Source organism: Streptomyces sp. NPDC056347, from assembly GCF_042262625.1.
Lineage (GTDB): Bacteria > Actinomycetota > Actinomycetes > Streptomycetales > Streptomycetaceae > Streptomyces.
On sequence record NZ_JBHJQP010000111.1, the window covers coordinates 16,383 to 27,740 of the forward strand.

Annotated in this window: 9 protein-coding genes; 1 reads left to right on the forward strand and 8 read right to left on the reverse strand. The window is 70.5% G+C overall.

Going from position 1 to position 11,358, the window contains the following annotated elements:
* Positions 1 to 20: 20 nt before the first annotated feature.
* From ACFCV8_RS23905 to eccD, 8 genes are all read right to left on the reverse strand, one after another.
* Positions 21 to 362 carry a hypothetical protein gene (locus tag ACFCV8_RS23905; RefSeq protein WP_376687461.1) on the reverse strand — a complete coding sequence of 114 codons (342 nt, stop codon included), beginning with the start codon at positions 360 to 362 and terminating at the stop codon, positions 21 to 23.
* Positions 355 to 885, reverse strand: a complete 531-nt coding sequence (locus tag ACFCV8_RS23910) for a YbaB/EbfC family nucleoid-associated protein (protein ID WP_376687462.1) — start codon at positions 883 to 885, stop codon at positions 355 to 357. The genes ACFCV8_RS23905 and ACFCV8_RS23910 overlap by 8 nt, the downstream gene beginning before the upstream one ends.
* On the reverse strand, positions 885 to 2,888 hold the full coding sequence (locus ACFCV8_RS23915; RefSeq protein WP_376687463.1) for a hypothetical protein: 2,004 nt from the start codon (positions 2,886 to 2,888) through the stop codon (positions 885 to 887). The genes ACFCV8_RS23910 and ACFCV8_RS23915 overlap by 1 nt, the downstream gene beginning before the upstream one ends.
* 49 nt (positions 2,889 to 2,937) lie before the next feature.
* Positions 2,938 to 3,408: a hypothetical protein gene (locus ACFCV8_RS23920; RefSeq protein WP_376687464.1), complete on the reverse strand. Its 471-nt coding sequence runs from the start codon at positions 3,406 to 3,408 to the stop codon at positions 2,938 to 2,940.
* Between the two features lie 13 nt (positions 3,409 to 3,421).
* Entirely contained in the window at positions 3,422 to 3,715 is a 294-nt protein-coding gene (locus ACFCV8_RS23925) for a hypothetical protein (RefSeq protein WP_376687465.1), read from the reverse strand.
* A gap of 50 nt (positions 3,716 to 3,765) precedes the next feature.
* Positions 3,766 to 4,116 carry a hypothetical protein gene (locus ACFCV8_RS23930; RefSeq protein WP_376687466.1) on the reverse strand — a complete coding sequence of 117 codons (351 nt, stop codon included), beginning with the start codon at positions 4,114 to 4,116 and terminating at the stop codon, positions 3,766 to 3,768.
* Positions 4,117 to 4,283: 167 nt separating this feature from the next.
* A complete protein-coding gene (gene eccB, locus ACFCV8_RS23935; RefSeq protein WP_376687467.1) occupies positions 4,284 to 5,777 on the reverse strand; it encodes a type VII secretion protein EccB in 1,494 nt (497 codons plus the stop codon).
* Between the two features lie 7 nt (positions 5,778 to 5,784).
* The gene (gene eccD, locus ACFCV8_RS23940; RefSeq protein WP_376687468.1) at positions 5,785 to 7,167 is read right to left on the reverse strand and encodes a type VII secretion integral membrane protein EccD; all 1,383 of its coding nucleotides are present in this window, start codon (positions 7,165 to 7,167) and stop codon (positions 5,785 to 5,787) included.
* 164 nt (positions 7,168 to 7,331) lie between these two features.
* On the opposite strand from eccD, the gene eccCa reads away from it, so the two are divergent.
* Positions 7,332 to 11,282: a type VII secretion protein EccCa gene (gene eccCa, locus ACFCV8_RS23945; protein ID WP_376687469.1), complete on the forward strand. Its 3,951-nt coding sequence runs from the start codon at positions 7,332 to 7,334 to the stop codon at positions 11,280 to 11,282.
* Positions 11,283 to 11,358: the final 76 nt, after the last annotated feature.

Here is an 11,358-nt window from a genome sequence, read left to right on the forward strand (position 1 = left end):
CCGCCCGATGATGGTGCGCGTCACTGGTCCCCTCCAGCCGCCTTCCAGTCCTTGGCCAGCAGGGTGGCCAGTTCCTCGGCTTCGCCGAAGAGCTTCTTCACGTCCTGACCGTTCTCACCCAGCCGGGTGATCAGGATGTCGAGCATCTTCAGGCTGTCGGTGAGCGGCGGCATGCCCACCCCGATCACTTCGTGGTACTGCTTCGAGGACTCGTCCTCGCCGTCGCCACCACCCCGCTTGTTGAGGTCGTTGATGGACTCGACGTGGGAGTGTGTCTCGGCGAGGGTCTCGCCGAGCTTCGCGTACTCCTCGATCCCCTTCCAGGTCGCGTCGCCCGCTCTCAGCTCGTTGCCGTCACCCATCGTTCCTGCTTCCCCGGGGCTTGGACGGCTCCGCGGTGCCCTGCGCCATCTCGCGCAGCGGGGCGAGGAAATCCTCGATGGGGGTTCCGGCCAGCATCGAGCGGCGCATCTCGTCGCCCTTGCCGCGCAGGGGCTCGAAGGCGTCCCGAGCGGCCTCGCCGCCCTCGTTCTGCGCCCGGCCGATCAGGTCCACCAGTGTCTTGCCGAGACGGACCGGGTCCATCCCGCGGAAGTCCTCGTTGTGGAACTTGATCTCGCGGACATCGCCCTGCACACCCACGGTGACGCTGATGGCGCGGTCCTTGGAGCGCACCGTGGAGGTACGGGCGGCCAGCTCGCGCTGGACGGCGGCAAGCTTCTCGGCGTGCTCGCGTACCTGCTTCTGCATCTCGCCGAACTGCTCCTGGAGCGTCGAGCCGAGGATCGCGTCGAACTGCTCGCGCGCCGACAGCGGCGTCCTGGCGTCGCCGCCGTCGCGTATGCCGTCGTTGTCGCGGGCCGCCCCGTCGTTCTGGTGGGCCATCAGCCGATCACTCCTGTCGTGGTGCACTCCTGGGTGCCCCACGTCTCCTCGTCCTCGTCCAGGTAGCTCTTCCGCTCCCGGTGCTGTTCCTGCCCCGCGCCCGCGCCGGCCCCTGCTCCCGCGCCCGCGCCGGGGGGCATCATCGGCGACTGGGAGGAGGTGCGCCGCCCGGTCCCGGCCGCTTCCTCGACCGCCTTGGCGCTGGGGTCGACGGAGGTGGTTCTGACCCGGCCGGTCGGCTCGACACCGACGCTCTGCTTGCCGCCCTTGCCGCTGGTGAACTCGGAGAACGTACCGTCCGCGTTGCGGACCTTGAACACGCCCTTGCCCTGCTGCGTTCCGCCCTCGCCGCCGGTGCGGAGGCCGGAGTGGTCACTGGAGAGCCGGGAGCTCTCGCGGAGGCGTGCCAGCGCCTTCTCGTTGTCGCGCCGCTGCTGCTCGGCGCGCCGCTGCGCCTCTTCCTGCGCCCTGGCCTGCTGCTGGTACGCCTTCTGCTCCTGCTCGGCCTGGCGGCGCAGCGCGTCCTGCTGCTTCTGCTGTTGCTGGAACGCGCCGGGCGGGGCCTTGTAGACGGAGCCGTCCGCGTTCTTGAGCGTCTTGCCGTCCGGACCGGTGACGGTGCCGTTCTTGTTGAACGTGGAGCCCGGGGGGACATTGGGCAGGCCGCCGGGGCCGAACGTTCCCGGGCCAGTGGTCGTCTTGTCGGTGTCGGTGTTTCCGGGGCCGTTGCTGTCGAGGCCCGTGCCGCCGTTGCCGGTGCCGTTGTTGGTAGTGAAGCTTCCCGGTCCCTCGGTGTTCAGCTTCTTGAGCTGGTCGTCCAGCGCCGAGCCGGGTCCCTGGTTCTCTCCCCCCGCCCCGTTCTGCTCGAAGGACGACGCACCACCGCCCCCGCCGAACGTACCGTCGCCCTCTCCGTCCGGAAGCTGGGTCTCGTCGCCGGCTCCACCGCCGCCCGGCAGGTCATTGGCGTCGCCCTGGGGGTTCGTCAGCCCCTTGAGCAGCTGGGCGATGGCATCGGACGTCGTGCTGTCGGCGCCACCCGGAGGCAGCCCGCCCTTCCCATTGCCGGCAGGGGCGTCCCAGGCCGGCTTGTACGGAGGGCGGAGGGCCGTGGTGGCATTGCTGTACGCGGTGCTGATGGCCGACGCCGCGGTCGACGCGGGGCCGTCGAGGCTCGCCTTCGCCTGGTCGAGCCAGCGGTTCTTGGCCTTCAGCTCGAAGGCGGTCCAGAATCCCGCCGCGTTCGGGTCGCCGAGGGTCTTCGTCGTCAGCCAGCCGTTGTTGAATGTGTAGGCACCCTCGCCGAACTCCTCGCGGAACAGGTCGCCCATGATCTGCGCGGGCCAGGCATTGCCCTCCGTGCCGTACGCGAGGAGCACGTGGTACAGGTTCTGCAGCTCCGTCATGGCCGTGGTCCGGGCCTCGTCGATCTCCTTGGAGGGGTCGCCCGGGTTGGTGATCTGGGTATGCAGGTGGCCGAACTGGTTCGCGACTCCTATGAGCATGCTGCGGAACTGTCCGGCGGCACTGCCCTGCATCTCGGAGTCGGGGACGTCGATCTCGTCGGCCCAGCCCTTGACCGTCTGGAACCAACGCAGCAGGAAGCGCTGGACACCCTTGACCGTGTTGCTGGCGTCGTCGAAGCTGAACAGCGCGAAGACGTTGCCCGTGCCGGAGAGTGCCTCCTCCAAGGTCTTCCTGGCCTGGAAGTGCCATCGGTAGAGCGCGTTGTCCGTGGGCAGCGGGTCCTTGATGTCCGGGCTGAGGTTGAACCCGACCTGGTAGTTGACGGGCCAGGCGTTGTTCAGGAGCCACGGTTTGTTCCAGCCGAACTCGTAGCCCCCGGGCGGGCCGACCTCGGGCCCCCACTCGAAGTGCCAGGGGTCCACGTGCCCCTTGCCGTCGGCGATCCACTGGAGCTTGGTGACATCGTCCCGGGTCGCCGGAGCGTGCGCGGAATCGGTGAGGAGGCTGAGAGCCGTCTCCCACTTCACATCGCCCATCTTGCCTTCGCCTCTTCTTCCGATCCCGCCCCGCTGATGCGACCTCTGGTCAACTGCCGGTGTTCTTCGGCTGGGTGGCCGTCGTCGGGTCCGTGGTGGTGTTACCGCTCCCGCTGAACATGGCCAGCGGCCCCTGGAGGTCGTCCATCATCGACTGGAGGGCGATGTCCTTGGCATCCTGCTCGCCCTGCTGGGTGATCTGGTTGACGTTGAGCACCTTGTCGGAGAGGACCAGCATCCCCTCCTTGAGGCCGTCCAGAATCCCCACCATGTCCGTGGCGAACTTCGTGAACCGGTCCTCCAGGCTCTTTGCCGCGCCGATCTCCTTCACGTCCGGGTTGCCGGCGAGCAGGGTGTCGTACGTGCCGGCGCCCTTCAGACCGCCGTAGCCGTAAAGCTTCCGGAGGAACTCGTCGTTCCTGAACTCCTCGACGAACTGGCCGTTGATCCTGTCCCGCGCGAAGCTCTCCAGGAACTCCGACGAGATCTTGTAGGTGCCGCCGTCCTCAGCCTCAGCCATGGGTCAGCCCCCGTCAGCCCGACATGACCTTGGCACCGAGGCCGTCATGCTCGTGGTGGGTGTTGCCCATGTTGTTCAGGGTCTGGTGGCCCTGGTTGAACGCGCCGTCCATCTCGTTGATCGCGGTGTTCAGCTGCTGCTGGACCTGGCGCCAGGTCTCGGCGCTGTTGCCCTCGGCCGTGTTGGCGAGTTCCTGCACGCCCGCGATCATTTCTTCCAGCGCGTTGCGCATGTTGGCGGTGAGCTGCTGCATGTCGTTGGTGGCGTCACCGAGACCGCCCCAGTTGATCATGATGTTGCCGGACACGAAGTGCCCCCTTCTTGCCGCGACGGATGATGCCGGATCTGTGGTTCCGGTCAGTTGTTGTTGAGGACGCCCAGGATGCCGTCGGAGACGGCGGAGCTCTCGAACCCGCTCTTGGCGTGCTGGAGGGCGGCCTCCTCACCGGCGTCGAGGACGTTCTGCTGCTGGTTCAGCTTGTTCCAGACGTCGTCGACGGCCGCCATCGCCTTGTTGTAGCCCTGCTGCCACGCCGTGAACTTGTCCTGGAAGGTCGCGGCCGACCCGTCCGTCGTGCTGTAGTGCGTCGCGACATTGCTCCTGATGCCTTCGGCCACGCCACCGGCCTGCTTCATGAACCCGAAGTGGGTGTCGAGCGCGACGACAGCCTTCCGTGCCGCCGCTGCGTCCTTGACGAGCTGGGACATCGTTGTCTCCTCCAGTCGAAACCCGATCGGCTGCAGGAAGGCACGACTCACCCGTCGCAAGGCCCTCCCCAACCCCATCTGCCTCACGGAGATTATCCGATCAATGGGATTCATGTCAGCAGCCGGGGAGGGTAGTTCACCTCCCCTTGAGGTTTATTTGAGCTTGTCTACAATCCCGTGCCGCATTGTTCACGGAGTTGTGTTCTCTCCTGCGGAACCTTCCCCTCCTCTCGGGCATCCGCGTCCACGACTCCGCTCTTCGAAACCCTCGAAGGATCCAGTACGGGACCACTCGGAAGAAGGCTCAACAATCGCCCCGGAACGTCCACGGCGGCGCCCGCCGAATACCCGAGTTGTTTCAGTCCCGCGGCCGTCACCGGATAGGAAACACCCGAATCCGTCACCAAATACATCGAGTTGCCGGTTCCGGCCGAGGACCGGGCCCGTACCAGCGAGCCCTTGCCCGGCCTCACCCAGATCCGGTCCACCGCAACGCAGGCAGCCCTCACGCCCGGCTGCCTGTCCGGCGGCGAACCGGGAACCCGGTCCGCCCGGATCAGGGACACCGTCGTCGTATGGCCACCGGCGGACGGCTTCACCCGGACGCAGACCTGCTCCTGGGCCGGGTCCACCGTCGAAACCCTCGGCGCCGAGGCGGGCAGTCCCGCCGCCAGCTGCTGCGCCGCGGACGCGGGAGCCTGATGGGCCGCCAGGTCGGAGGGGCCCACCGGGCGCTCGACCACGGCCTTCCCGCCGTACGCCTGGTCCTGGGTCCGCGGGTCGCCGCGCAGCAGTCGCCTGGCCAGCCCGGTCAGCGGGGCCAGCCCGTCCGTACGCAGCACATAGTGCTGTCCGCCGGCCGAGAAGAGCTGACCGATGCGGGTGGCGGAGCCGGCCAGCTGCGGCCCGGGGCGCCCCCGTCCGGCGATCTCCGGCGGAGCCAGCCCCGGCCCGGCGTCCAGCGCCGTCAGGAACGAGGCGCTGACCTGTACGGGTGTGACTCCCGCCCAGCCCAGGGCCGCCTCCGTACCGTGCTGGGTGTCGACCCGGAACCGGCGGCCGTTCCACACCAGCTGCCGCCCCTCCCCCGGTGCCGTCACCAGCACGCCGCGGTCGGAGCCGAGTCCGTCCTCCGAGTCCGCGGGATCCGCCACGACCACGCTGGTCAGCGGCTTCGCCTTCGCCGGGCCCGCCGGCTGTGCACCGGCGCAGACCGCCCAGGCATCCGCGCCGGGCGCGCCCGGCAGTCCGTCCGGAGCACCCACGATCCCGATGGGCGTGCCGCGCGGGGCGTCCCCGATGGACCCCGACGCGACCTGCTGCACCGCCATCCGGTCGCCCGCGACCAGCCGCGCGGACGCCTGGTTGAGCACCGGATGGAGCACCCCTGCGACGTTCAGGTAGCGGGCCCCGGTCTCCTTCACCACGACCAGCGCGCCCGGCGTCCGCCAGGAGGTTCCGCCCCCCGGTTTGATCAGCCCGAAGAGCGTGGTGACCACGCAGGCCAGCGCGACGATCAGCGCGCCCCAGCGGATGCCCCGCCAGGTCCGCGCGGTCGGGGTGTCCGGCGAGTCGGGGTCGTCCCTCAGCAGTCCGCTGGAGAGCCGCCCCATCACGTACAGATGCGCCTGCACCTGGTCCTTGCGCGACTGCACCGCCATCAGTCCCTCACCCCCTGATTCCGCGCAGCGCGCCGAACACCCCGGCGAGCAGCACCGCGAGCGGCAGCAGCACCAGCGCGCACAGCGTGTGCAGCAGGTCGGCGATCCGCCCCCAGTAGGGGACGAGCCGTCGTCCCGGCACCGTCCAGGCTGCGATCGCGGTGACCGCCGCCAGTACTGCGAAGGCGACGGTGATCTCCAGCCGTCCCGGAAGTCCCAGGTCAATGGCGCGGAGCACTCCGGCCAGGGCCAGTCCGTACGCCCCGGGGACCGCCATCGCGAGCCGGTGCGGCACGGCGCCGACCACGCGTACGTGCAGGAGCAGCAGCGTGCTCAGCACCACGGCGAGCAGCTCGGCCGTCCAGCCTCCGCCGGCGGCGAGCAGCGCGGTCTCGCAGGCGGCGGCCAGCAGTCCGAGCGCCACGTACATGCCGGTCAGGTAGCGGTCGGCCAGTTCGGCGCGCTCGCGGACCTGGGCGGCGGGGAAGGGTTCGATGCCCTCCTGCAGTTCGCCCGCGTTGGACGGCAGCGGCGGCATCCGCATCCCTGCGAACCGGAAGGCCAGGCTGGGCACGAACCCGCCCGCGAGCACGACGACGACCGCCAGCCACCCCGCGACCTGGGCGATCGGCATCCCGGACAGGGCGACCGCCCCGGCCGCCGCGGTGAACACGGCCACCGTGAACGCCCCGAGGAAGAGCGGCGCGAAGGCCCCGACCGCGGCCAGCGCGATGATCGCGGCGCCCGCTCCGGCCGCGCCTCCGGCCAGCAGCCGCGGGCCGAGCAGGCTCTCGCCGTGCCCGGCGGCCGGGACCAGCGCGCCCGCGACGGCCAGGTAGGGCACGGCCAGCACGCCGAGGGCCGCGCCGGCACCCGCGTCGCCGACCGCCCGGGAGGCGGCCAGCCCGCCCGCCACCAGCAGCAACGCGACGGCACCGGCAGCACCGGCCCGCCACATCGCGGCGCCCGGCAGCAGCACGGTGATCAGTCCGGCGACCAGTGCGGTCACGGTGAATCCGATGAGCAGCCGACGCGTCAGCTCGGGCCGCCAGGTGTCGGGTCGGGCGCGCAGCGTTTCGCCGATGCCGTCGACGAGATCGTCGAAGTCGGCCTCGGGCAAGGCTTCATGACGGGCTCTCAGATAGAGGGTCTCGCCGTCGCGCAGCTCCGCCTCGGCCGGGGTGCGCTCCTCGTCGAGAGGGGCGGCGCCGAGCCGTTGGAGGGTCCAGCCGCCGTGTTCCAGGCCCTGTTCGTCGAGGTCCCCACCGGCGTACTCGACAAGTACCGGCAGCAGATCGGCGAGCGGAACATCGACGGGTATGCCTAGTTCGAAGGTTTTCTCCGGACTTCTGACGGTTATCCGGCAGAGTCCGGCGGTCTTGTCGCCCACGGTGCGCGATTCACTCCCGCCTGTATTTCCGTTCGGGATTCGACCCGAGAACGAGTGCACATTATCGTGAAGTTCGTTATGACTGTACGTTCGTGCGACCAACCGAAAATCGGCGGCTTGGGTCGCAGATTTCGAGTCGTGGACACTTCGAGTCGGGAGCCGGTTTGAGCACCGTCATTTTTCGGCGGCCCCCGCGCCGGGTCGGCCCCCGCATGCCCGAGGGCGAACTGACGCTTCAGGAGCCACCGTCCCTCCCGGAGCCCCAGGGCGCCATGGGCGGCATCATCACGTACCTGCCGATGGCGCTCAGCTCCCTCGGCATGGTGCTCATCTTCATCCGGCCGGGCGACGGCAACGGAGTGCTGATGTGGGTGTCGGTCGGCATGATGGCCACCTCGGCCATCGCCATGCTGGTCGCCCAGTTCCTCCGGGCCGCCGGGGACCGCAAGCGCAAGCTGCGCGCCGAACGCCGGGACTACCTGCGGTACCTGACGACGAGCCGACGCCGCATCCGCAAGGTGGTCGAGCAGCAACGGCAGGCCCAGGAGTGGCGCCACCCGCTGCCGCAGGCGCTGTGGTCGGTCGCCCGCACCGGACGGCTGTGGGAACGGCGCGCCACCCACGACGACTTCGGCGAGGCCCGGATCGGGACCGGTGAGCAGCAGCTCGCGCTCGCCCTCGCACCGCTGTCCACCAAGCCGGTCGAGGACCTGGAGCCGCTCTCCGCGCACGCTCTGCGCCGTTTCATCCACGCGTACTCCACGGTCGAGGACCAGCCGGTCGCCGTACGTCTGCGTTCGTTCGCCCGGGTGCTGTTCACTGCCACGGACGAGCACCGCACCGCTTCCCGGGCCACGGCCCGCGCGCTGGTCGCCCAGCTCGCGGTCGCCCACGCCCCGGAGGATCTGACGATCGCCGTGGTCGCGGACGGGGACGCGCTGCCGTCCTGGTCCTGGGTCAAGTGGCTGCCGCACGTGCAGCATCAGGCCGATGTCGACGGGGTGGGCCCGGCCCGGCTGGTGGCCGAGACGGTCTCGGAGCTGGAGCCGCTGCTCGGCGAGGAGTTCGCCGGGCGGCCGCCGTTCGAGTCCGGCGCGGAGCCCAGCCGCGACGAACCGTTCACCGTCGTCGTCCTGGACACCGCGTCCGTGCCCCCCGGGGCCCGGCTCGCCGAGAACGGCTACCGCAACACCGTCGTCGTCGACGTACGCGGCACTCTGGACGGTGCCTGCCAGACGCGCGGCACCCTGCGGCTGCGTGTCGAGCCCGATGCGCTGACCCTGCTGTCCACGGCGCCGGACGGCAAGCCGTCCGAGACGGAGCTCGGCCGGCCGGACGCGCTCGGTCTGCACGCCTCCCGTGCCCTCGCCACCACGCTGGCGCCGTTCCGGCTGGGTGCCGCGGCCCGGGCCGAGCGTCCCTTGCAGGAGGACATGGAGCTCACCGACCTGCTCGGTATCCGTGATCTGCACGCTGCCGAGGCGGCCGATCTGCACCGTCCCCGCGCCGCCGCCGAACGGATGCGGGTCCCGATCGGCATCGGCTCGGACGGGGCGCACGTCGATCTCGACCTCAAGGAGTCCGCGCAGGGCGGCATGGGCCCGCACGGCATGCTGATCGGCGCCACCGGCTCCGGCAAGTCCGAGCTGCTGCGCACCCTGGTCCTCTCACTCGCGCTCACCCACTCCTCCGAGACGCTCAACTTCGTCCTCACCGACTTCAAGGGCGGTGCGACCTTCCTCGGCCTGGACCGACTGCCGCACACCTCCGCCGTCATCACCAACCTGGCCGACGAGGCGGCGCTGGTCGAACGGATGAAGGACGCCCTGCACGGCGAACTCGTCCGCCGCCAGGAGCTGCTGCGCAAGGCGGGCAACTACTCGTCCGTCCGCGAGTACGAGGAGGCGCGGGCGGGCGGCGCCGACCTCGCCCCGCTTCCCACCCTGTTCGTGGTGGTCGACGAGTTCAGCGAACTGCTCGCCGCGCATCGCGACTTCCTGGACCTCTTCGTGATGATCGGGCGGCTGGGCCGTTCACTCTCCGTCCATCTGCTGCTCGCCTCGCAGCGCCTGGACGAGGGCCGGATCAACCAGCTGGAGGGCCACCTCTCCTACCGCATCGCGCTGCGTACCTTCTCGGCGATGGAGAGCCGGGGGGTGCTCGGCGTACCGGACGCCTACGAGCTGCCGCCCCAGCCCGGCAGCGGTCTGCTGAAGAACGACGTCGGCGCGCTCACCCGTTTCAAGGCCGCCTATGTGTCGGGCCGCTACCGGGCCGCCCGCCCCGCGGCACGCCGTGCCGTGGTCGCCGGACAGGTGGTTCCGTTCGAGGCCGGCTGGGTTCCGCCCCGCAACCCGCCCACCGCCCCGGAGACGGAGCCGGAGCACGAGCCGGACGAGGAGGAGGGCGCCACCGGGCCCAGCCTGCTCGCTGTCGCCGTCGAGAAGCTGGAGCGCTCCGGTCCGCCCGCCCACCAGGTGTGGCTGGCCCCGCTGGACGAGCCCCCGACGCTCGACCTGCTGCTGCCGCCGCCCGGTACGCCCGGCGGCAAGTTCCTCTCCGTTCCGGTCGGCGTCATCGACCGGCCCTTCGACCAGCGCCGCGACGAGCTGGTGGCCGACCTGTCGGGTGCGGGCGGCCATGTCGGCATCGCGGGCGGTCCGCAGTCCGGCAAGTCCACCCTGATCCGTACGCTGATCACAGCGCTCGCGCTCACCCACACCCCGCGCGACGTGCAGTTCTACTGCCTGGACTTCGGTGGCGGGACGCTCACCTCGCTCACCGGGCTGCCGCACGTCGGCGGCGTCACCGGGCGCCTGGACCCCGAGCGGATGGCCCGTACCATCGCCGAGGTCAGCCAGGTCATCACGCACCGCGAACTGCTGTTCGCGGAGCGGGGCGTGGAGTCCATGGCCGACTTCCGGCGCCGCCGGGCCGCCGGTGAGTTCCCGGACGAGGCGCACGGCGACGTCTTCCTCGTGGTGGACGGCTGGAACACCATTCGCCAGGACTTCATGGATCTCGCCCCCACCTTCAACCTGATCGCCTCGCGGGGACTCAACTTCGGGGTGCACCTCATCGTTGCCTCCGGCCGTTGGATGGAGATCTCGGCCGCCCTGCGCGACCAGCTCGGGACCCGTTTCGAGCTGCGGCTCGGCGACCCCGTGGACTCGATGGTCAACATGCGGGCGGCGGGGACCGTTCCGACGATCCCGGGCCGCGGCCTGACCGCCGACCGGATGCACTACCTGACCGCCCTCCCCCGCAACGACGGCGATCCGAACGCGGAGAACATCGCGGACGGCGTGGCCGCCCTCGTGCGGGAGGTCGCGGCCGGGTGGGACGGGCCGGGCGCTCCGCCGGTCCGGATGCTCCCGATGAGCCTTCCTGCGGCCGAACTGCCCGCGCCCGACGGCGATCTGCGCGTTCCGCTCGGTCTGGAGGACCAGCGGCTCGACGTGTTCCGCCACGACTTCGAGGAGCACCCGCATCTGGTGGTCGTCGGTGATGTGGAGTCCGGCAAGTCGAACCTGCTCGCCCATGTGGCCGAAGCGATCTGCACGCGCTACACCCCCGACGAGGCCCGTGTCGTCCTCGTCGACTACCGGCGCGGCCTCGCCGAGGCGGTGCCCGAGTCGCACCGCCTCGGCTACGCCACCGGCGCCAACCTGCTGGCGCAGATGGTCGACGGGGTGGCGCGGGCGATGAAGGACCGGGTGCCCGGCCCCGAGATCTCCCCCGCCCGGCTGCGGCTGCGCGACTGGTGGAGCGGACCCCGGCTCTACCTTCTCGTCGACGACCACGAGCTGGTCTCCACGAGCGGGATGAGCGCCGGTGATCCGTTCGGCGCGCTCCACGAGTTCCTGGCCCAGGCCGACGAGATCGGTCTGCACATCGTCGTGGCCCGCAGCGCGAACGGCTCCGGCCGGGCGATGATGTCCGACCAGCTGCTGCGGCGCCTGGTGGAGGCCAACACACCGGTGCTGATGCTGAGCTGTCCGCCCGCGGAAGGGCAGGTGGTGGCCGGTACGAAGCCACGTATCCTGCCTGCGGGACGGGGCCTGTACATCACCCGCCGCCGTACGGTCCAGATCCAGACGGCACACCGGTCCTGACGGCCCGGCACCCTCCCGCCACCGCCCTCCCGGCCCTCGTGCACCGGCCGCCCGCACCGTCGTCACGGTGCGGGCG